This window comes from Bacillus atrophaeus (assembly GCF_001584335.1).
GTDB classification, from domain to species: Bacteria; Bacillota; Bacilli; order Bacillales; family Bacillaceae; genus Bacillus; species Bacillus atrophaeus.
In genome coordinates this window covers 420,811-441,313 of record NZ_LSBB01000001.1, presented here as the reverse complement: position 1 = coordinate 441,313, position 20,503 = coordinate 420,811, and the positions used below count along the sequence as shown (strand labels likewise).

23 protein-coding genes are annotated in these 20,503 nt (G+C 42.0%); 8 read left to right on the top strand and 15 right to left on the bottom strand.

The window, feature by feature from the left end; translation table 11 throughout:
• The first annotated feature begins 7 nt into the window (after positions 1-7).
• From AXI57_RS02185 to pseI, 6 genes are all read left to right on the top strand, one after another.
• A complete protein-coding gene (locus AXI57_RS02185) occupies positions 8-952 on the top strand; it encodes a dTDP-glucose 4,6-dehydratase (RefSeq protein WP_003326589.1) in 945 nt (314 codons plus the stop codon).
• Between the two features lie 14 nt (positions 953-966).
• Positions 967-2,163, top strand: a complete 1,197-nt coding sequence (gene pseC / locus AXI57_RS02180) for a UDP-4-amino-4,6-dideoxy-N-acetyl-beta-L-altrosamine transaminase (RefSeq protein ID WP_061669114.1) — start codon at positions 967-969, stop codon at positions 2,161-2,163.
• A gap of 11 nt (positions 2,164-2,174) precedes the next feature.
• On the top strand, positions 2,175-2,933 hold the full coding sequence (locus AXI57_RS02175) for a cytidylyltransferase domain-containing protein (protein ID WP_061669113.1): 759 nt from the start codon (positions 2,175-2,177) through the stop codon (positions 2,931-2,933).
• A 15-nt stretch (positions 2,934-2,948) separates the two neighbouring features.
• Positions 2,949-4,040 (top strand): UDP-2,4-diacetamido-2,4,6-trideoxy-beta-L-altropyranose hydrolase, encoded by a 1,092-nt coding sequence (gene pseG, locus AXI57_RS02170; RefSeq protein ID WP_061669112.1) that lies wholly within the window; start codon positions 2,949-2,951, stop codon positions 4,038-4,040.
• Between the two features lie 15 nt (positions 4,041-4,055).
• A complete protein-coding gene (pseH, locus tag AXI57_RS02165) occupies positions 4,056-4,646 on the top strand; it encodes a UDP-4-amino-4,6-dideoxy-N-acetyl-beta-L-altrosamine N-acetyltransferase (RefSeq protein ID WP_061669111.1) in 591 nt (196 codons plus the stop codon).
• 72 nt (positions 4,647-4,718) lie between these two features.
• Positions 4,719-5,768, top strand: a complete 1,050-nt coding sequence (gene pseI / locus AXI57_RS02160) for a pseudaminic acid synthase (RefSeq protein WP_061669110.1) — start codon at positions 4,719-4,721, stop codon at positions 5,766-5,768.
• A gap of 372 nt (positions 5,769-6,140) precedes the next feature.
• Here the strand turns inward: pseI and AXI57_RS02155 are convergent, their stop codons facing one another.
• The gene (locus tag AXI57_RS02155) at positions 6,141-6,587 is read right to left on the bottom strand and encodes a DUF5392 family protein (RefSeq protein WP_061669109.1); all 447 of its coding nucleotides are present in this window, start codon (positions 6,585-6,587) and stop codon (positions 6,141-6,143) included.
• 243 nt (positions 6,588-6,830) lie between these two features.
• Here AXI57_RS02155 and cls point away from each other — a divergent pair, with 243 nt between their 5' ends.
• A complete protein-coding gene (gene cls / locus AXI57_RS02150) occupies positions 6,831-8,279 on the top strand; it encodes a cardiolipin synthase (RefSeq protein ID WP_003326581.1) in 1,449 nt (482 codons plus the stop codon).
• 55 nt (positions 8,280-8,334) lie between these two features.
• On the opposite strand, the gene AXI57_RS02145 is transcribed toward cls, so the two are convergent.
• Positions 8,335-9,099: a MerR family transcriptional regulator gene (locus tag AXI57_RS02145; protein WP_003326580.1), complete on the bottom strand. Its 765-nt coding sequence runs from the start codon at positions 9,097-9,099 to the stop codon at positions 8,335-8,337.
• Positions 9,100-9,239: 140 nt separating this feature from the next.
• On the opposite strand from AXI57_RS02145, the gene AXI57_RS02140 reads away from it, so the two are divergent.
• Complete coding sequence (locus tag AXI57_RS02140; protein ID WP_061669108.1) at positions 9,240-9,629, top strand: DUF5362 family protein; 390 nt, start codon at positions 9,240-9,242, stop codon at positions 9,627-9,629.
• Positions 9,630-9,676: 47 nt separating this feature from the next.
• Here the strand turns inward: AXI57_RS02140 and AXI57_RS02135 are convergent, their stop codons facing one another.
• The 13 genes from AXI57_RS02135 to AXI57_RS02075 all read right to left on the bottom strand — a co-directional run bounded on the left by AXI57_RS02135 (position 9,677) and on the right by AXI57_RS02075 (position 20,338).
• Positions 9,677-10,318, bottom strand: coding sequence for an NAD(P)-dependent oxidoreductase (locus AXI57_RS02135; protein WP_003326578.1), 642 nt, complete (start codon positions 10,316-10,318; stop codon positions 9,677-9,679).
• A 68-nt stretch (positions 10,319-10,386) separates the two neighbouring features.
• The gene (locus tag AXI57_RS02130) at positions 10,387-10,791 is read right to left on the bottom strand and encodes an Rrf2 family transcriptional regulator (RefSeq protein ID WP_010790190.1); all 405 of its coding nucleotides are present in this window, start codon (positions 10,789-10,791) and stop codon (positions 10,387-10,389) included.
• Positions 10,792-10,932: 141 nt separating this feature from the next.
• Positions 10,933-12,642, bottom strand: coding sequence for an urease subunit alpha (ureC, locus tag AXI57_RS02125; protein ID WP_061669107.1), 1,710 nt, complete (start codon positions 12,640-12,642; stop codon positions 10,933-10,935).
• Complete coding sequence (gene ureB, locus AXI57_RS02120) at positions 12,639-13,013, bottom strand: urease subunit beta (RefSeq protein WP_003326576.1); 375 nt, start codon at positions 13,011-13,013, stop codon at positions 12,639-12,641. The genes ureC and ureB overlap by 4 nt, the downstream gene beginning before the upstream one ends.
• On the bottom strand, positions 13,010-13,327 hold the full coding sequence (ureA, locus tag AXI57_RS02115; RefSeq protein ID WP_013390679.1) for an urease subunit gamma: 318 nt from the start codon (positions 13,325-13,327) through the stop codon (positions 13,010-13,012). The genes ureB and ureA overlap by 4 nt, the downstream gene beginning before the upstream one ends.
• Positions 13,328-14,066: 739 nt before the next feature.
• The gene (locus AXI57_RS02105; protein WP_003326574.1) at positions 14,067-14,258 is read right to left on the bottom strand and encodes a CsbD family protein; all 192 of its coding nucleotides are present in this window, start codon (positions 14,256-14,258) and stop codon (positions 14,067-14,069) included.
• 72 nt (positions 14,259-14,330) lie between these two features.
• Positions 14,331-14,810, bottom strand: a complete 480-nt coding sequence (locus AXI57_RS02100; RefSeq protein ID WP_003326573.1) for a hypothetical protein — start codon at positions 14,808-14,810, stop codon at positions 14,331-14,333.
• Between the two features lie 245 nt (positions 14,811-15,055).
• The gene (locus AXI57_RS02095; protein ID WP_010790194.1) at positions 15,056-16,189 is read right to left on the bottom strand and encodes a response regulator aspartate phosphatase; all 1,134 of its coding nucleotides are present in this window, start codon (positions 16,187-16,189) and stop codon (positions 15,056-15,058) included.
• Positions 16,190-16,431: 242 nt separating this feature from the next.
• Positions 16,432-17,457, bottom strand: coding sequence for a GTP 3',8-cyclase MoaA (gene moaA, locus AXI57_RS02090; protein WP_061669105.1), 1,026 nt, complete (start codon positions 17,455-17,457; stop codon positions 16,432-16,434).
• Between the two features lie 15 nt (positions 17,458-17,472).
• Positions 17,473-18,261 carry a formate dehydrogenase accessory sulfurtransferase FdhD gene (gene fdhD, locus AXI57_RS02085; RefSeq protein WP_061669104.1) on the bottom strand — a complete coding sequence of 263 codons (789 nt, stop codon included), beginning with the start codon at positions 18,259-18,261 and terminating at the stop codon, positions 17,473-17,475.
• Positions 18,262-18,362: 101 nt separating this feature from the next.
• Positions 18,363-18,533: a hypothetical protein gene (locus AXI57_RS21670; protein WP_003326568.1), complete on the bottom strand. Its 171-nt coding sequence runs from the start codon at positions 18,531-18,533 to the stop codon at positions 18,363-18,365.
• Positions 18,534-18,644: 111 nt separating this feature from the next.
• Positions 18,645-19,325 (bottom strand): vWA domain-containing protein, encoded by a 681-nt coding sequence (locus tag AXI57_RS02080; protein WP_003326567.1) that lies wholly within the window; start codon positions 19,323-19,325, stop codon positions 18,645-18,647.
• Between the two features lie 329 nt (positions 19,326-19,654).
• Positions 19,655-20,338, bottom strand: coding sequence for a vWA domain-containing protein (locus tag AXI57_RS02075; RefSeq protein ID WP_003326566.1), 684 nt, complete (start codon positions 20,336-20,338; stop codon positions 19,655-19,657).
• Between the last annotated feature and the right edge of the window lie 165 nt (positions 20,339-20,503).

Sequence of the window (20,503 nt, the reverse complement as noted above, 5' to 3'; positions counted from 1 at the left end):
GATGTTCATGAATGTACTCGTCACTGGAGGAGCAGGTTTTATCGGCAGATGGGTTGTGAAAAAATTATTAGAAGACCGGCATCAAGTATGGGTACTGGATGATTTATCGAATGGGCGTTTAGAAAATATAGAAGAGCTGAAGAACGACCCAGGTTTTATCGAATTTATCAATGGGGATATAAAGGATGCAAAAACATTAGAAGATCTTTTCTTGAAAAAATTTGATATTTGCTATCATTTGGGTGCAAGCATAAACGTACAAGATAGCATTGACGACCCAAAAACCACTTTTGAAAATGACACAATTGGCACTTTTAACATTTTAGAATTATGTAAGAAGCATAATGTGAAAGTTGTTTTTATGAGTACCTGCATGGTATATGACCGGGCTGCATTTGCTGAAGGTATTAAAGAAACAGATCCTATTAAACCCGCTTCTCCTTATGCAGGATCAAAAATCGCGGCTGAAAATATGGTGCTCTCCTATTATCACGCATATGGTCTTCCTGCGGTGGTTATACGTCCGTTTAATACGTATGGGCCTTACCAAAAAACAGGCGGTGAAGGCGGAGTGATCGCTATTTTCATAAAAAACAAATTGGACGGTAAAAAGCTGCATATATATGGTGATGGAACACAAACTCGTGATCTTCTATATGTAGAGGATTGTGCTCATTTTGTTGTGCAGGCTGGTTATTCACAAAAAGCAAACGGTGAAATTATAAATGCAGGCCTTGGAAGAGATATATCTATTAATGATTTAGCAGAATTAATTGCAGGCGATAAACAAAAAATTCACCATGTAGAGCATATACATCCTCAAAGTGAAATTCCAAAATTGTTATGCAACTACGAAAAAGCAAAGAAAATTCTTAATTGGAGCCCGCAGGTCAGTTTGGAGGAAGGAATAAGAAAAACAGAAGAATGGATTAAGAGTACGAATCTCATTTAATAGGAGAATTTAAAATGACCAGTGAGAATAAATTAGCAATTACAGGCGGTAAGCCTGTCAGAGATTCTTATCTTCCATACGGCAGACAATCGTTAGATGAAGATGATATACAATCAGTAGTTGATGTTTTACGGGGAGACTATTTGACAACGGGACCAACAATCGGCTTATTCGAAGAAAAAGTCGCAGACTATGTTGGCAGCCGCTATGCTGTTGCATTTTCCAACGGAACAGCTGCTTTGCATGCGGCCTGCTTTGCTGCGGGAATTTCACAGGGAGACGAAGTCATTACGACACCCCTCACATTTGCGGCAAGTGCCAATTGCATTCTGTACATGGGAGCCAAACCGGTTTTCGCAGATATTAACCCGCTAACATACAATATTGACCCTGATTCTATTGAAAAGCTGATCACTCCAAAAACAAAGGCCATTATACCGGTAGATTTTACAGGACAGCCGGTGAATCATGACCAGATTCAAAAAATTGCAAAAGCCAATAACTTGGTCGTTATTGAAGATGCTGCCCATGCATTAGGCGCTTCGTATAAAGGGGAAACAATCGGTTCAATCAGTGATATGACGATGTTTAGTTTCCACCCTGTTAAACATATTACAACCGGCGAGGGCGGAATGATAACAACTAATAATAGAGAATATTATGAGAAGCTGCTCCAATTCCGCAGTCACGGAATTACCCGTGATCCTAAAAAGCTAAGCCAAAACCATGGATCGTGGTACTATGAAATGCACTTTCTTGGATTCAATTATCGGATGACAGATATCCAAGCTTCATTAGGCATCAGCCAATTGCAAAAATTAGATGATTTTATTGAAAAACGGAGATATCTTGCCAGGACCTATAACGAAAAATTAAAAGCGATCTCCCACATTCATCTCCCAATTCAAGATGCAGCCTCAACTTCAAGCTGGCACCTTTACGTTATTGACTTAAAGCTTGATTCGCTTAAAGGAAATCGCAATGATATTTTCAACGCTATGCAAAAAGAAAATATAGGTGTTAACGTTCACTATATACCTGTTTATTTACACCCCTATTATCAACGTTTAGGTTACCAAGAGGGCTTATGTCCAAATGCCGAAAAGCTGTATAAAGGAATGATCACCTTGCCTCTGTTTCAATCAATGAACGAAAAAGATGCAGACGATGTTATAAAAGCATTAAAAAAAGTAGTGAATTATTATTCGTAGGAGGTGGTTAGTTGAAGGTAACGGCTATTATCCAAGCACGGATGGGCTCCAGCAGATTGCCGGGCAAAGTGTTGAAAAAAGTGTTGAATAGACCTTTGCTGGAATATCAAATTGAAAGAATCAAAAGGGCAGCACTTATTGATGATATTGTGATCGCCACGACAACAAATGCGATAGATAAACCAATTGTTGAGTTAAGTAAGAGGTTGTCTCTTACTTATTATTGCGGGTCAGAAAACGATGTTTTATCAAGGTATTACGAAGCAGCAAAAATAAGCAACGCGGAAACTGTAGTCCGATTAACCTCTGACTGCCCTATTATTGATTATCGTGTGATTGATAAGGTAATAAAATGTTACCTGGATTCAAACGGCCAATATGATTATGTGTCTAATACCTTACAAAGAACGTATCCCCGCGGAATGGATATAGAGGTTTTTTCAGCTTCTTTGTTAGAAAAAGCTTATCTCGAGTCTAGTCTTGACTACGAACGGGAACACGTAACACCATTTATTTACCTGAACCCCGATCGATTCAACTTAGCTAATATCACCTATACAGAAAATCAGAAACAGCATAGATGGACCGTAGATACACCCGAGGATTTTTTATTAATCAGTAAAATTATTGAAAAACTTTACCCAGCTAAACCTGACTTTAGCTTAGAGGATACTTTATCATTATTGAACACGTTTCCGGAATGGTCATTACTCAATGCCCGAATAGAACAAAAAGAAATCATGAATGAAACCGACAATAAATCCAAGTGATAATGAGGTGCTGTGATGAACATTCTTTTCAGAACAGATGCTTCAATTGAAATAGGAACAGGTCATGTCATGAGGTGCCTCACGCTTGCTGATGCGCTGCGTAAAAAGGGAGCAAATATTATATTTGTTTGCCGAAACTTACAAGGTCATCTAGCTGAGGTAATCCGCGATAAGCAGTTTGATCTCATTATGCTGCCAGAACCTAAAAAGAATGTTTTCATTCCTAAAGCAACTCCGCATTCTGATTGGCTTGGTGTTCCTTGGTATGTGGACACATCTGAAACCATTCGTGCGATGAAAGACATGAACAAAGACATCTCCCTCCTTATCATTGATCACTACGCAATTGATATCAATTGGGAGATGAAAGTGAAAAAATATGTGAAAAAAATGATGGTAATTGATGACCTGGCTGATCGTTTACATGATTGTGATATTTTATTGGATCAGAATCTTTATCATGATTATAAAGACCGCTATGTCAATTTAGTCCCCCAAATCTGCAAACAATTTTTAGGACCGGAATACGTCTTATTGCGAGACGAGTTTTATTCATTTCATCCCAGTCACAAAAACTGCGATGGAAGTGTAAAAAAGATTCTTGTCTTTTTTGGAGGCAGTGATCCCACTAATGAAACGAAAAAGGTGATTAAAGCCTTTCAGCAGCTCCCTCCCCAGGATATTGAGCTAGATATCGTGATTGGAAATACCAATACTCATAAGAAGGAAATTGAATCCATCTGTAAAAAACATACCTTTTGCAACTTTCACTGCCAAGTGAATCATATTGCAGAATTAATGTACAATGCTGACCTGGCAATAGGTGCGGGCGGAACGGCTACTTGGGAGCGCTGCTATCTCGGCCTTCCAGCCATCGTAATCACCGTCGCTGAAAATCAAGAATCGATTGCTCAAACGCTTGATCAATTAGGCGCGATTAAATATCTGGGACCTAAGGAATCAGTCAATGAATCAGATATCGTCTCAGCCATTCAAAAAATGATGAATAACCCCTTGTCATTACAACAAATGTCAAGAAAAGCCCGAATGCTGCTAGAAGGAAATATTGATCATCGCCAAAATCTCTTATTAGAAATTTTAAAGTGAGGAAGGAATAAATCTGTGTTTAAATATTCACTTAGAACATTAAAAGAAAAAGACTTAGATACAGTTCTCCGTTGGCGTAACGATGATAGAATCAGAAAATCAATGTATCATGACCAAATGATTAATGAAAAACAGCATCATCAATGGTTCAAGAAAATAAATTTATCCAAAACAGAACATTATTTTATATTTACAATTGATCATAAAGATACTGGCTTTGTAAGTTTTAAAGATGTTGACGATAAAAATAACCACTGCTATTGGGGTTTTTATATTGGAGAGGCCGAGAGTCCAAAAGGCTCTGGCTCTGTCATGGGGTTTTTAGCGTTAGAATGGGCGTTTCAACAGTTGGAGGTTGAGAAAATATACGGAGAAGTCCTGTTGAATAACGAAAAAAGCTTATCATTTCACCAAACATTCGGTTTTTGTAAAGAAGGCCATTTTCGAAACCATATAGTAAGAAATCATAAATATCTTGATGTGATCAGATATGGTCTCTTAAAAGAAGAATGGATTGCAGAAAAGCCGAAAGTGATCAAGAAATTGGCTAAAAGAGGAATAGATATCAAGGACATTGATACCGATTTTAATGACCTTAGAATCTGAACAATCATTTCATATAGATGAATCGCATTTGTTTTACGGCCGGTATTACTGTGAATAGAAGGGAGTGCAAATATGAACGAAATCAATATAGATGGAAGAAGTATTGGCCCGCACCATCCCCCATTTATTATTGCTGAAATGTCCGGGAACCATAATCAATCGTTAGAACGTGCTTTTAACATTATAGAAGCAGCTGCCAAAGCAGGTGCACATGCATTGAAAATACAAACATATACCGCTGACACGATGACATTAAATATGAATACGAAAGATTTTACAATTGAGGATAACAATAGTCTGTGGTCTGGCAGTACGCTCTATACATTATATCAGCAGGCGTACACCCCATGGGAATGGCATAAACCCATTTTCGATAAATGCCGGGAGCTTGGAATGATTCCTTTGAGTACGCCCTTTGATGAATCGGCTGTCGACTTTTTGGAAGACTTGGGTGTGCCTATATATAAAATAGCCTCATTTGAAAATACTGATATCCCTCTTATCAAAAAGGTCGCTGCTACAGGTAAACCCATTATCATTTCCACTGGAATGGCTACAGTAGCAGAAATTGATGAAACAATAAGGGCTGCCAAGGAAGCAGGCTGTAAAGAATTAATACTTCTAAAATGCACAAGCACCTACCCGGCATCACCGGAAAACACCAATATTTCTACGATCCCTCATATGAAAGAATTATTTAATTGCCAAGTTGGCTTATCAGATCACACAATGGGAACAGGGGTTGCTGTCGCCAGTGTCGCCTTAGGCGCAACTGTGATTGAGAAACATTTCACTTTATCAAGAGCTGATGGCGGCGTAGATTCTGCCTTTTCACTGGAACCACATGAATTGAAAGAACTTGTCATTGAAACTGAAAGGGCCTGGCAAGCGTTAGGACAGATCACTTATGGACCAACTGACAAAGAAAAAGCTTCGCTTAAATTTCGCCGCTCTATTTATGTAAAAAAAGATATAAAAGCCGGGGAGATTTTCACAAAAGAAAATATTAAGGTAGTACGACCTGGTTATGGTTTGGAACCAAAGTACTTTGATTTAATTATCGGCAGAACAGCAAAGAAACATATTTCAGCAGGAACACCGCTGGGATGGGATTCTATATAGTCTATATATCGCTTTTTCTTGTATCATCACCAACTGTTCTAGAGCGGCACTCTAATCTCTAACTTAAATCGAATAAGCCGCATATTGCGAGTTGGAGAAAGTTCACTGACACCTTTACTTCTCCAGCACCTTCAAGTTTAAACACAAATATCAACAGCTCACTGTGCATGAGTTCGGAATGGACCCGACTCATGCCTTTTCCTTTTGCTCAAGTTCTCTAAAATATCCAATTTTCTTCGCATGACACTCTATCGAATAAATGAGTCGGTCTCTTTTCACTTTAAAAAACCTCTCATTTCTTTCTAAAGATTATATAATCATAAAAAAACTGCACCCTAATATGTCCAACAAATCGGGTTGCAGTCCAGTTGTTCAGCTCTTTTCATACAACATTTTCTTGCGTCTGTCTTCCTCTGTCAAAAACTCAACAAAACTTTTCATTGCAAACGGTTCTTCCTTGATTTGGCGTGTATATGTGTTTTTGCGTTCTTCTGAAAGGATATTGCTCTTTTTGATTCTGTTCAGCATATAAGTATGGATAGTTTTTTGAATTTGTTTATGCTGGTAGCCTGCTTCTTTAAAAAACGCCAAGCCTAGCGCAGCCAATAGCGCGAAAATGCCTGCGCTGATTAGAGACTTCCGGTCTGCTGAAGCATGAAAAAGGAAAGCAGCCAAATTAAAGAGAGAGAATGCGGCAAGCGGAAAAGCAAGAAAACGGTAGATGACGGTTTTCTTCATTAAAGGCTGTACAGCCTTTTGAATTTTTTGCATTTCTGTTTTAATGAACCCCGGCATTTGTTCAATTCTTTGAAAGTTCATGTAATTCTCCCCCTTTATTTTGTCTTGCGTGACTTCACGAACGTTATCATATGTGTTTATTTTAACCCAGGTGCAAACTGGTTTTAAAGAAATCTGCCCGTACTTTCGATGAAGAATCTGGGTCATCGCTCTTTATTCTTTTAAAATGTCAGTGTTATAATTTGTAATGAGAATCAGATTGCTGTTATTCATGGAATACTAATGGCAATCATCTTGATAAATATGAATTAGCGGGGTTACAAAGTGAGTATTTCTTCCATCCTTTTAGGGCTTTTTTTCATTTTGAATATTCTGTTGGCCATCATCGTCATATTCAAAGAACGGCGGGATGCCAGCGCGTCATGGGCTTGGCTGCTTGTTCTTTTCTTTATTCCCGTTTTAGGCTTTATATTATACCTATTATTCGGTCATAATCTCAGACGGAAGCATTTGTTTCAATGGGAGGATCGGAAAAAGATCGGGATCGAACAGCTTCTGAAGCATCAGCTTGAAGATTTAAAATCCAGGCAATTTCAATTCAACAACCGGGCAACCTTTGATAATAAAGATCTGATCTATATGCTTGTAATGAATAACCATGCCGTTTTCACAGAGGATAATTCAGTTGAAGTCTTAACAGACGGGCGAGATAAGTTTAAACGCCTCTTAAACGACATTTCAAAAGCAAAAGATCATATCCATTTACAATATTATATTTATAAAGGTGATGAATTAGGAAAAAAATTGCGGGATGCCCTTGTGCAAAAAGCAAAGGAAGGGGTTCAGGTCAAGGTGTTATACGATGAGCTGGGCTCCAGAACATTGCGAAAGAAGTTTTTTAAAGAGCTACGCGAAGCGGGCGGACATGTGGAGGTCTTTTTCCCTTCAAGGCTGAGACCGATTAATTTGCGGCTGAATTACCGGAACCACCGAAAGCTTGTGATTATAGACGGGATAACAGGCTATGTCGGGGGTTTTAATGTGGGTGATGAATATCTCGGGCTGAATCCTAAATTCGGCTATTGGCGCGATACGCATATCAGGCTGCAGGGAACCGCTGTGCACGCCATCCAGACACGCTTTATTTTAGACTGGAATCAGGCGTCTCATCATCATACCATTACCTATATGCCAAACCACTTTCCGGAATGTGAGCCGAAAGGGAACGTCGGAATGCAAATTGTGACAAGCGGGCCTGATTCTGAATGGGAGCAAATCAAATACGGTTATATCAAAATGATTTCAACCGCTAAACATTCCATTCTGATTCAAACACCCTATTTTATTCCTGACGCAAGCTTGTTGGATGCTTTAAAAATCGCCTGTCTTTCAGGCATTGATGTCAAAATCATGATTCCGAATAAACCTGATCACGCGTTTGTTTACTGGGCCACTCTTTCAAACGTCGGCGATCTCTTAAAAGCCGGGGCTTCCGTATATATTTATGATAATGGCTTTATACACGCAAAAACGATTGTAGTGGATGATGAGGTCGCTTCAGTCGGCACGGCCAACATCGACGTGCGAAGCTTCAGGCTGAATTTCGAGGTGAACGCCTTCATTTATGACGTCACGATTGCAAAAAATTTGATCGCTTCTTTCAAAGAGGATCTGCTTGTCTCCAGAAAATTAACGTACGAGGAGTACCAGCAGCGTTCCTTATGGATCCGCATCAAAGAGGCAGTATCACGTCTGTTATCTCCCATTTTATAAGCGGCGCTTTCCCCGGACTTTGTGTCCGGGGATTTTTTTGAACTCACACTCAGCCCTATTTTTCCGCATTGTCGCAATAAATGATAATCGCTTCGCGAAGAAAAGCGGCGAGGCCAGATCCATATTTGTTAATATTGTCAGTAAACCGCTGATCGCTTACATACAGATTGCCCAGTCCTCTGAAAATATCCAGTGTGCATTCATAAAAGTGCTTACTGATATGATTCCGGAAATCTTCTACTGCCGCCTGTGCTTGCGGATCACCCGGTCCGGCAGCCATTGTTCCGGCGATCCGCTCATATATTCCGTTCCATTCTGACATCATCATCGCCCACTCATCTTTCGTATAAGCGGCCATTTTTTTCTCTGTTTGATCTACAATCTCCGTGCCGTATAACGCTCTTGCTTCTTCCGTATATTTCTTTTGATGGTCTTCAATGTCCTTCATGCTGAGACCGGCAAACAGGTCCTGCTTACTCATGATTTCTCTGCCTTCAATTGCCGCCATAGTTCTTTCCACCGTTTGAATCATATTCTCAAGCCTTAGTTTCTTCTTTAAAAGAATCTCCTTTTGAGATCGGAGCGCAGCCTCCCGATTAAATTCCGGGTGGTCTATCATTTTTTTGATTTCCTCTAAGCGAAAACCAATTTCTCTGAAAAATAAAATTTGCTGCAGCCGTTCTAGATCGGCATCACTGTACTGGCGATACCCTGATTCAGTAACCGACGCGGGTTTTAACAGCTGAATATGATCATAGTGATGAAGTGTCCGAATGCTGATACCGGTCATATCGGCCACTTCCTTAACTTGATAAAGCAATTTCCTCACCTCCTTAATAAATCCTAAACTATTACGTTGCGTGAAAGTCAATGAGAAAAAACCACATTCTTTATACAAAAGCTGTCACAAATAGTGTATAAAAGAAAAGTAACGAATTTTTGTAAAGGTGTGTGAATCGATTGAAGTCTGAGCTGGTGAACAAATCCCTTTCTATCATCGCCAAATGGGGAAAGGCGACAGGAATTCTATTTATTATTATGGGCGCTTTAGCCGCGCTGTCAGGGGCCTTCTTTTTCATTATTGGCGCAGCGCCGGGCGTTTTGCAAATCATTGTGGGAATCTTTCTCTTGCGTTCAGCAAAAGAAGCTGCCAAAATGCTTGAGCAGCTTGACGATAATGCCGAGGAAATCATGCTTGAAAATTACGCAAAATTTGTGAAAATGCAAGGGATCTATTTAATTGTCAGCATCGTGCTTTCCATTCTTGTGATGGTTGCGGTGTTCGTATTTATGATGCTCGGGGTTGCTGACGGATTGTTTAATGAGTACGATTATCAATATTATGAGTAAAATGAAAAAAACCGGATCGCGGCTTGAAGCCGTGTCCGGTTTTTTCTTTATTCCGCTTCTCCTACTGCTGTGAAGCGCTCGTTTTGATGAGAAGGATGTTCAAGCTCATCAAGAACGGCAATCGCATAGTCGGCATAGCTGATGTAGCTGTCGCCTTTTGAGTTCACGATCAAATGGTCTTTCCCTTTTTTATATGATCCTGTGCGTTTTCCTTCAGCGTCAAATATTGCTGCCGGGCTGAAGAATGTCCAGGAAATAGAATCTGTGTTTTGGAGATCTTCCAAATTTTTTCCTTGGTTAGCGGCTGTCGGAACATATTCTTTCGGGAATTCCGGTGTGTCAATCAGACGTGTTGTTTTAGCTTCATCCACAAAAAGGCTTCCCGCGCCTCCGACAACAAATAATCTTGTATCTTGAGCGTCTTTACTTATGCTGATTAACGCTTTTCCTGCATCCACATGAAGGTGCTCCTGCCCCGGCGCTGCGCCGAAAGCATTTACAATGACGTCAAATGGCTTTATATCAGCAGCCGTTAAATCGAACACGTCTTTTTCCAATACAGCGATTCCTTGTTCTTTCACCTTTGATGCGTTTCTTACAATTGCCGTTACGTCATGGCCCCGGTCTTTCGCTTCTTTTAAAATAAGGCTTCCTGCTTTTCCGCTTGCTCCGATAATTCCAATTTTCATAACTGATTCCTCCTATAAATTAAATTGTAACAAAATAAGTTACACGTTAGCGGTGTGAAGTCATCCCTTTATAAAAAGAGATGATTCATTACATCATTTAATGACTTGCTTGCCAGTTCATCCTCCATTGCTTTTTGCACGCTTTCAAAGGTTTCATCTAATGCGCATTGAATCCTTTTGCCGACTGGGCATTTTGGATTCGGATTATCATGAACCGCAAATAATTCTTCCTGTTTCTGAACGGCGCGATACACTTCCAATAGGGAAATGTCTGCCGGGTCTTTCTTGAGGCTTGCCCCGGGCACGCCTGCGCGCGATGTGAGAATATCAGCTTTTTTCAGCAGGCTGATCATTCTTCGGACAACAACCGGATTGGTATTCACACTATCTGCAATGATCTCTGAAGATGCTTTTTCATCCACAGAAATAATGGATAAAATATGGATGGCAACGGCAAGACGGCTGTTAATCATGTTTTTTCACCACCGTTGTAACCATTGTAGTTACATTTGATTCGTTTGTCAACATATAATATACACCAAAAGACAGCCGAACGTGCAACGTTTTTAGAAAGCAAAAAAGACGGCCGAAGAGAGCCCGGCCGTTCGCTGTGATTAAAATAAGAAATATCTTTGCCCGAGCGGAACATAATCGACAGGCTGGCATGACAGCTCTTCTCCGTCAGCGAACACTTGATAGGTTTTCGGATCGACTTCGATTTTAGGCATAGCGCCATTGAGCTTCATGTCCATCTTGCTCAGCTTACGAATGTTTCGAACCGGAGAAATCATTTTTTCTAAACCGAGGCTTTCCGGCACTCCTTTATCAATCCCTGCTTGAGACATAAAAGTAATGGACGTGGAGCGGTTGGCTTTTCCGTAAGAAGCGTACATCCGGCGCATAAACACTGGCTCCGGAGTCGGAATGGACGCGTTCGGATCGCCCATTTGCGCGCGGGCGATCATGCCGCCCTTTAAGACTAATTCAGGCTTTACTCCGAAGAATACCGGGTCCCAAAGCACAAGGTCGGCTAGCTTTCCTTTTTCGATTGACCCGACTTCATGGCTGAGGCCGTGGGTAATGGCCGGATTTACTGTGTATTTCGCAATATAACGTTTGGCGCGGACGTTGTCATTGCCGTTTTCTCCGGCTAGGGCCCCGCGCTGTTTTTTCATTTTATCCGCTACCTGCCATGTCCGGATAATGACTTCACCGATCCGTCCCATCGCTTGTGAATCGGAGGACGTCATACTGATCGCGCCGATATCGTGCAGAATATCTTCCGCGGCAATTGTGGCGGCTCTTATTCTCGAATGGCTGAATGCCACATCCTCAGGCACTTTGGCGTCTAAATGATGACAAACCATCATCATATCCAGATGCTCATCCATCGTATTGACCGTGTAAGGTATGGTCGGTGTGGTAGATGACGGAAGAATATTCGCATAGGAAGCGAGTTTCATAATATCAGGCGCGTGTCCTCCTCCCGCCCCTTCAATATGGTATGTATGAATGACACGGTCCCCGATCGCCTCAAGTGTATTTTCTAAAAAACCCGCTTCGTTAATCGTGTCAGTATGAATCGCCACCTGAATATCGGCGTCCTCGACCACCTCCATGCAGGTTTTGATGGCGCTCGGCGTCGTGCCCCAGTCTTCATGAAGCTTCAGGCCGATAGCACCCGCTTCAACCTGCTCGATAAGCGGCGCTTTGCTGGAAGCATTCCCTTTTCCTAAAAACCCGACATTAATCGGAAATTCCTCAGCGGCTTCCAGCATACGCGCCATATACCAGGCTCCGGAGGTACAGGTTGTTGCCTTGCTGCCCGTTGCCGGACCTGTTCCGCCCCCGAGAAGTGTGGTCACACCTGAAGATAGGGCGACTTCCATTTGCTGCGGACAAATAAAGTGAATATGAGTGTCGACCCCTCCGGCCGTTAAAATCTTTCCTTCACCTGAAATGACTTCGGTGCCGGCTCCGATGATCATATGGGGATCGACACCGTCCATGATATCAGGGTTGCCGCTTTTTCCAACGCCTACAATACGTCCGTCCTTTATACCGACATCCGCTTTGACAATGCCGGTATAATCCAAGACGACAACGTTTGTAATGACCAAATCAAGAGCGCCGTCTTTTGCCGTTATCCGGCCGTTTTGCCCCATGCCGTCACGAATCGTTTTTCCGCCGCCGAAAACCATTTCTTCCCCGTAAATGGTGAAATCCTTTTCTACTTCTATCCATAAATCCGTATCTCCGAGTCTTATTTTATCCCCAGTTGTCGGACCGAACAGCTCAGCGTATTGCCTGCGTGTCATTTTCATCGGATAACCCCCTCCAGCCAGCCGGCTTTATTAAGGTTTGATAAGGTTTTTTCCTTTCCTCTTTCATCCATATACGTATCAGCCATTCCGTTTAGGCCCCGCACCGCTTTTCGTCCGCCAATCGAAACAAGGGTGACGGTTTTTTCTTCCCCCGGCTCTATACGGACCGACGTTCCTGAAGGGATATCAAGGCGCATGCCGATGGCTTGTTCCCGGTTAAACGACAAGGCCCCGTTTGCTTCGGCAAAGTGAAAATGTGAACCGACCTGAATCGAACGTGATCCATTATTTTTCACTAACAGCTCTTGTGTATCCCGCCCTTCATTAATGGTGATGGTTCCTTCTGCAATCTGAAAAGCACCCGGCTTCATAACTTCACCTCCGCAGCAATCGGCTGATGCACAGTGACAAGTTTTACGCCGTCCGGGAATGTTGCTTCCACCTGAATGCTCTCAAGCATGTCCGGCACGCCTTCCATGACGTCTTTTTCCGTTAACACATGCCGGCCGGCTTCCATCAGCTCCGCCACTCCTCTGCCGTCACGCGCGCCTTCCATGATATAACAGGTCAAATACGCGGCCGCTTCAGGATAATTCAGCAGCACCCCTCGCGCCTTCCGCTGTTTTGCCAGCTCCCCCGCTGCAAAAATGAGCAATTTCTCTTGTTCAACCGGTGTTAATTTCATCTGTTGTCCTCCTTATTGATTATTTATAAAGCGGCTGTCGCAGGAATGAATCTCCGGAACCATGCAGACAGGGCATCATCTTCCTTTCGCGGAACCTGACTCATACGATAAGATGGCGCTCAAAGCGCTTCGCCGTGTCTTCGCTGCACCTGGATTCCTTCCTTGGTTCATCATCAACTAAAATCATTTTCGGGCTGCCTATCAGCGCTCTCGCAATTACAAGCTGCGGTTACTGCCCTCCGCTTAAATCGCCGCCTTTCCGATCAATCATCTCTTTCATAACAGGAAATATTGAAAGATGCCTTCCCTTACCTGTTCCGTCCGGTCTTTTCTTAACAGAGGTTCTTCTCCTAATAAGAGGTTGTACCGAACGGTTAAAGAGGGGAATATACGCGATTCCTGCTTTTGCCCTTTTTTCTGTTTTCAATGTTGAACAAACGTTTGATTAAAGCGGATCTCTCCGTGTCTGGCACGGGGGACAGGCCCATAATCGTTTTCAGCAAAGTAGATTTGCCGATCCCGTTTCTCCTTCAAACAGCGGCGATCCGCCTCGGGCCAACCTGGATGCTGCCTATGTTATAAATTATGTAACTATTATATACGACAAAAACAACAATTCAAAGAATATTTAAAAAATTTAGATATATTAACCAAATGAAAGTTAATTTTTGTTACATTTACTACCACTTGTTGAAATGCATAAAAAAGACTGGAAACCTAAGTTTCCAGTCTTAATCGTTTACTTATCTTCGCTGAGTTTATCCTTTGTCTCACCGACGCCTTTTTGAATGCTGCCTTTGGCTTTATCCTTTTTCCCTTCAGCCTGCATGTCTGCTTTGTTTGTCATGTCGCCGACTTTGTCCTTCATTTCACCTTTGGCTTTGTTTGCTCCGCCTTTTACTTTATCTTTTAAACCGTTGTCTTTACTCATTTTTTTCATCTCCTATCATTTATTTGTGTACTTGTTATGTTCCCGTTCATATCTGAACTAAACATTTCAATGTTAATTGTGTATTTCATATCGTTCTCCGTAACGGAGGACCTTATAGATAGCCAGCCCGTCAGACAGTTTTTTTTCTGAATACCTGACCGGCAGCAGAGCGAAAAATATATAATAGGTGGAAAAGTAGACAAATTGATAAAAAAACATATTCGGCTCTAATACACTGTTTAAGATGAGCAAGTTTACCGTGAAAATCGAGATGAAATTAAATAGACAGCCCCCTCCGTACACGAGCGCGTTCGAGAAGCGATTATCTATTTTGAGGTTTCCAAATTGGCAGAAAGAATCTACAAAATAGATACGCCGTACCCGAATCGGCCCTATTTTAAATAATTTCTTTCCCATGCCAATATCCAAAGACGCTTTGCCGCCAAAAATAAATGCCATAAAGCTGTGCCCCGCAACATGAGTGACAGAAACAAGCGGCAGAACAATCAAGAAAGACCAAAAAAACTTCCACATATCATTAAAACCAAACATGAAATTCCTCCTTGCCCAACTATCCTATGAGAATCGGCCGCACACAGCTTCCGCCATTTCATGCTTGAATCGAAAACAGAAACCGCGGCGTCACATCCTTTAGCATACATTGATTTGAAATACTGCTTTTAGCGGTTTTATTCCTGTTCCCCCCAAATTTAAACGTCCCGATGCGCCCAAAAAAATAACCATCTGGATTCAGATGGTTTGCCAAAGTCTATGCTGATTCAGATGCCGGTTACACTTTACACTTCATACAAACATTCTCCCTTTTGGATTTGCACTCTGGTGCTGACGGCTTTTTCATAAAATAGCATCGCTTCTTTATAGTTGTTACGCTGGCTGTGGTATTTTGCCGCCTCCAACGCAAATTCTTCTATATACACGTACAATAATTTATCTTCCATATAGTCAAATACGTCTTGGAGCATATCATGGTTTACCGATTCTATGTATAATGCTTGCAAAAATTTATATTTCTCCAAGCTGAACCGGTCGTTTCTTTGCTGTGCGATGGCAACTCCTTTTTCATAATATAGCATCGCATTTGGAGTGTCTTTTTTCTTAAAGAGGACGTGCGTCAAGCTGAATAATAACTTAGGAAACTGCTCCAACTGGTTTTCTTCAAACACAGGAAGCGCCTTTTTAAAATATTCGGCAGAGCGGTCAAGCTCTTCTTTGTCAAAATAACAATTGCCGATATTAAAAAGTGCGGAGCCGATCAAACGAGGCTGTCCTTCCAATTGCGCCAGACGCAAAGCATCATCTAAGTGCTCAAGCGCTTTTTCATGTTTTTTATAATCGATGTAGTTGCCTGAAATGACAAAATGGCATTGAATTCTCCGCACTCTGTAGAACTCGTTGGATTGATAGGTTTCGAGCGCCTGAATGGCATGATTCATAGAGAAGTGCGTCTGTTTCATCATATAAAATACTTCAGCCACTTTAAAATGGAATTCCGCTCTTTCAATTTCATCTTCTACATACGCAAGCAGCTTTTCCGCTTTCCGATAAAAGGATATGGCCGATACGTAATTGTTCTGCTCAAATTCGTACATTCCCCTGAACAAATTAAAGTAGTATTCGGACAAACCTGAAATGCCGTCTGACCTGCTTTCTATTGTTTTCAGCAGTTCACAGTATTGGCCCTCAGATTCCTCACTTAAGTCCGGCTCTACATAATCCAGCATGATTTGATGGCGATAACTGATCAGCTGATAATAAAGCAATAAAAGCTGATCTTCCTCCATGTTCTGTATATCCTGATCGATCTCTTCCTTCAGTCTGATGGCATCTGCCACATTGAATGTTAATATATCCTTATACCACTTATTGATTTTCACTCCTACTTGAGACGACGGAATCTCTTTTGTGGCCATGCCCCTTTCACAACCTTTTCTATTTTCTGTTAGTACTATTTTATCATATTGTATGGCTTTAGAATCATGTGATCCTCACATATTCGGCGAATAAACCCTACTTTATCTATAGATTTCGGTGTGTCTCCTGTTTTTCTGCTTGATGCAGTTATTCATTTCCCATTGTTAAATAAAAAAGCTTGCCGGCAATGTCCGCTGACGGACTGCCGGTAAGCTTTTTTTCTCATGATGCACGTGTTTTTTTAACCGCCGATATAAGACATTTCCACTTTCCTTTTGCCGTTCGGTTTTGAAAGCGTGCGGTCGATTGAATATTGATCAGTTCGATTTCTCCATACAGAACCGATCGCATCCGTCAGCTCTTGATCAGACAAACCGTTTCGCACTAGCTCCCGGATATCGTAGCCGCTTGCCGCAAATAAGCATGTAAACAACTCTCCTCTTGCGGACAGCCGCGCCCGGTTACAGGAAGCGCAGAACGCGTCTGACACAGATGAAATCACGCCTATCTCGCCTGAACCGTCGAGATAACGGAATCTTGAAGCGACTTCTCCCGTGTAATTGGCTTCAATCGGTTCCACGGGCATGTTTTGTTGAATGATATCAATAAGTTCAGCCTTCGTGATAACGTCTTTTTTGTTCCATTGGTTCGTATTGCCGACATCCATAAATTCAATAAACCGAAGGATGTGGCCCTTTTCTTTAAAATAGCGGGCCATCGGCAGAATATCCTTTTCATTCACGCCTTTTTGGACGACCATATTCACCTTAATGCCCAGACCGGCCTGTTTCGCCGCCTCTATGCCTTCAAGCACCTTGCTGACCGAGACACCGCGGCCGTTAATCGCTTTGAAACGCTCGTCCTCTAAAGAATCGAGGCTGACGGTGACTCTGTGCAGTCCCGCGTTTTTCAGCTTTTCCGCATAGACCGGAAGCAGCGAGCCGTTTGTTGTCATGGCAATATCCCGGACCCCTGGAATCCGCGCAAGTTTTTTGATGAGTTCCGGCATATCCTTTCTCATGAGGGGCTCTCCTCCGGTTAGGCGGATTTTTTCCACCCCGAACCGGCTGACAAACAGCTTCGCAAGCCGCTCCAATTCTTCAAAAGAAAGCAGCTCCTCTTTTTTTAAAAACGGATAATCCGGTCCAAACAATTCAGCAGGCATACAGTACGTGCATCTGAAGTTGCAGCGGTCGGTGACAGAAATACGAAGATCTCTGAGCGGCCTGTTTCTTTTATCTAACACCTGGCGCGTTTCTGTAATCATTAGCCAAACCCCTTTCTATATCCCGACTCGCTCAGGATGAGTATATACATTAAACGATCCATTTCGGACAAACCCAATCGCCGTGATGTTTAGTTCTTCCGCCATTTGCAGCGCGAGTTCAGTCGGAGCGGATTTGGAAATCACAATGGATACGCCAATTTTGGCGGCTTTCAATAATACTTCTGATGATATTCTGCCGCTGAACACAATAAGCTTGTCACGGACGGACATTCCATTTAGTAAGCAATGGCCGTATAATTTATCAAGCGCATTGTGCCTTCCGATATCCGTACGCATCAATAGCAGCTGATCCGTATCACAAAGCGCGGCATTATGGACGCCGCCTGTCTCCTGGAAGGTTCCGCTTCCGCTTTGCATTTCCTTCATTAACGCCAAACATGCCTCCGGAGATATTTTGATTTGGCTCACCGCCGTTTTCGCGGTTTTGACATCCTGCTGAAAGTAAAAATGTCGCCCTTTCCCGCAGCATGAGCCAATCACCCGCTTCGTATAGTCCTTTTGCTCTAACGTCTCCGGATGAGTGAGATCAACATATGCAAATCCGAGACTTTCATCTATTGTAAACCGTTTAATCTCTTTTTCAAATCGGATGACCCCTTCTGACGCCAAAAATCCGATAACAAGTTCCTTTACATGATCCGGCGTGCAGACCAGCGTGACAAATTCACGGCCGTTGAGCATCACAGTTAATGGATACTCCGTGACCATTTGATCTGTCCGCCTTTTCATTTCCCCATTTTCATAATGCATAATCTCCCTGACCGCTGTTACCCTATCTTTCAACTTCTTCCCCTCCACATGATCCTTCCTCTATATTTTTTCACACTCATTCCATTTTGTCGAATGTCCAATCCAAAGAAAAAAGAGCCCCCTAAAAGGACTCTTTACGTTTGTTTATGGCGGTTTTTGCTGATCATTGTGAATAAAATAACTGCGGCTATCAGAGTCAGAACGCTGACGAAAAGAAATGCCGCAAGTTTTAAAAAGATACCGAGCAATACAAATGCCACGGTGGCGAGAATAAGAATAAGTCCTATCGGTTTTAATAATCCCATACTGTCATCCCCTTTTTGTCCTATCATTCCCCCGCAAACCCTTTTTAAAACAATGTCTGAAAACCTTCATTATCTATGAAAAAAAGCGCCGTCACGGCGCCTTTTTTACCTTTATTCTTCTGTGAATTTTTGAGCTTCGTTTTCCCAAGCCTGTTCGAATTCTTCTGCGTTTTTAGCTGAGATATATTCTCCGCCGCCCGCAACGGCCGCTTGTTTCATTTTTTGATTTCCTTTTACGTCAAAGTTGAAGCCGATAATGTTCACGATCGTGTCCACATTCGCTTCACGAAGCTTTTCAATTTCTTTCGCCGGATCTCCGCCGCATGTTTCTTCACCGTCAGTGATTAGGTAAACGACATTTTTCCCTTCAGCGTTCACTTTTTGAAATTCTTCTCTCGTATCAGAAAGCGCTTTTGCAATCGGCGTCCATCCTGTAGGATTGATTTGGCTGAGGGCATTATTAAATAGCGAGCCTTCATAAGGATGCAATCCGTAAATGGTTTCCGTTGTGCTGCATGAAAGAGCCTTGCCTGACAGCTTATTGTTACCTTCATGGCCAAAGACGCGAAGCATCAGATTTGTATCTTCAGGCAGCAATTCCGCAAAAGACTTCACCGATTTTTTGGCAACGTCTATTTTGCGTTCTCCTCCTGTTTTTTGGACCATGCTTCCGCTTCCATCAAATAAAACGGCTACATTCGTGTCAGGGGTTTTCTTCTCAGCCGCAAACGACGGAGAAGCCAGTGAGACTGTCAAAAGGCCTACAATTCCAGCAGTTAACATTTTTTTCATCACGCATCTTCCTTTCTTTTTCATATTTAGTATCCAAAAACATTTTGGATTCTCCTTTATGCTAGAATACGAAAAAGTAAAAAGATATAGGGCTAGCTGCCTCTTATGTATGTTCATATCTAATTTCAAAAACGTATTGATAGAGCTGTTTTTTGGACGTTTCAACCTAAAAAGTATAGACAGGAAATGACAAGATTGATGCTTTTTACGTTTATGTGCTGTCAAGTCAGCGTTAAACTGATTCTATAATACAGGTCGCTGGCTTTTTGTTTTTGAATATTTTGTTAAAAAACCCTGAAAAAAGGAGCCTTTTCCGGCTCCCATTTTGCTTATTTCGCTAATTTAATAGATTCCGCCTTGAAAATTTGCTTAATGTCACTTTGGCTGGATGCCGGGAAGTACTCTCCGCCGCCCACTTTTGCAATGGCGTTAAGCTGCCCTTTGTAGCCTTCCTTAAAGTCAAATCCGATCACATTGACAGTAATATTATGCTTATGAAGTTCTTTTGCTGTTTTAATAGGATTGCCTCCGCAAGTTTCTTCACCATCTGTTAAAAGATAGACAACATTTTCGCCTTTTTTATCAAGCTGATCGAAAGAAGACTTCGCCTCGTTCAACGCTTTTGCAATCGGTGTCCAGCCAGTCGGCCCGATTGTGTTGAGAGAATTACGGAAGCTTTGCTCGTCAAAACCTTGAAAGCCATATACGTTGCGAATGGCTTCACATGATTGGACTTTTCCAGAGTTTTTATTGTTTCCTTCTGATCCAAATACACTCATTTTCACTTGAGAGTCTGTCGGAAGAGATTTGGCAAACTGAAAAATTTCCTTTTTCGCCAAATTAAATTTTGATACGCCATCTATTCTTTTCGCCATGCTGCCGCTCGCATCAAGTAAGACTGCCACATTTGTATCCGGTTTTGCAGCCGGAACTTTTTGTTCTGCCGCGAAAGCAGGTGAAGCTACTGATAAAACCAAACCGACCATCATTAGTAGAGAAAATCTTTTTTTCATATCTATGCTCCTTATCATCTTTCATTCTGTGAAGGCGTTCAACGTTGAACACAACAACCTAATCGTAATCGACATACACACAGAAATAAATAGGGCAGGCTTCCCCATTCCCGCTGTTTACTTTCACTTAGATACGGACGCTTCTATTAGTGATTTCCGCCTAAT

Coding starts and splice junctions, on each gene's coding strand:
- AXI57_RS21670 (WP_003326568.1), bottom strand. CDS start 18,533: ATGGGATTATTAAAACCGATAGGACTTATTCTTATTCTCGCCACCGTG.
- AXI57_RS02100 (WP_003326573.1), bottom strand. CDS start 14,810: ATGTTTGGTTTTAATGATATGTGGAAGTTTTTTTGGTCTTTCTTGATT.
- pseG (WP_061669112.1), top strand. CDS start 2,949: ATGAACATTCTTTTCAGAACAGATGCTTCAATTGAAATAGGAACAGGT.
- pseC (WP_061669114.1), top strand. CDS start 967: ATGACCAGTGAGAATAAATTAGCAATTACAGGCGGTAAGCCTGTCAGA.
- moaA (WP_061669105.1), bottom strand. CDS start 17,457: ATGATTACAGAAACGCGCCAGGTGTTAGATAAAAGAAACAGGCCGCTC.
- AXI57_RS02155 (WP_061669109.1), bottom strand. CDS start 6,587: ATGAACTTTCAAAGAATTGAACAAATGCCGGGGTTCATTAAAACAGAA.
- AXI57_RS02095 (WP_010790194.1), bottom strand. CDS start 16,189: ATGGCCACAAAAGAGATTCCGTCGTCTCAAGTAGGAGTGAAAATCAAT.
- AXI57_RS02130 (WP_010790190.1), bottom strand. CDS start 10,791: ATGATTAACAGCCGTCTTGCCGTTGCCATCCATATTTTATCCATTATT.
- pseI (WP_061669110.1), top strand. CDS start 4,719: ATGAACGAAATCAATATAGATGGAAGAAGTATTGGCCCGCACCATCCC.
- ureC (WP_061669107.1), bottom strand. CDS start 12,642: ATGAAAATGACACGCAGGCAATACGCTGAGCTGTTCGGTCCGACAACT.
- AXI57_RS02105 (WP_003326574.1), bottom strand. CDS start 14,258: ATGAGTAAAGACAACGGTTTAAAAGATAAAGTAAAAGGCGGAGCAAAC.
- ureB (WP_003326576.1), bottom strand. CDS start 13,013: ATGAAGCCGGGTGCTTTTCAGATTGCAGAAGGAACCATCACCATTAAT.
- AXI57_RS02185 (WP_003326589.1), top strand. CDS start 8: ATGAATGTACTCGTCACTGGAGGAGCAGGTTTTATCGGCAGATGGGTT.
- AXI57_RS02135 (WP_003326578.1), bottom strand. CDS start 10,318: ATGAAAATTGGAATTATCGGAGCAAGCGGAAAAGCAGGAAGCCTTATT.
- AXI57_RS02075 (WP_003326566.1), bottom strand. CDS start 20,338: ATGAAAAAAAGATTTTCTCTACTAATGATGGTCGGTTTGGTTTTATCA.
- ureA (WP_013390679.1), bottom strand. CDS start 13,327: ATGAAATTAACACCGGTTGAACAAGAGAAATTGCTCATTTTTGCAGCG.
- AXI57_RS02080 (WP_003326567.1), bottom strand. CDS start 19,325: ATGAAAAAAATGTTAACTGCTGGAATTGTAGGCCTTTTGACAGTCTCA.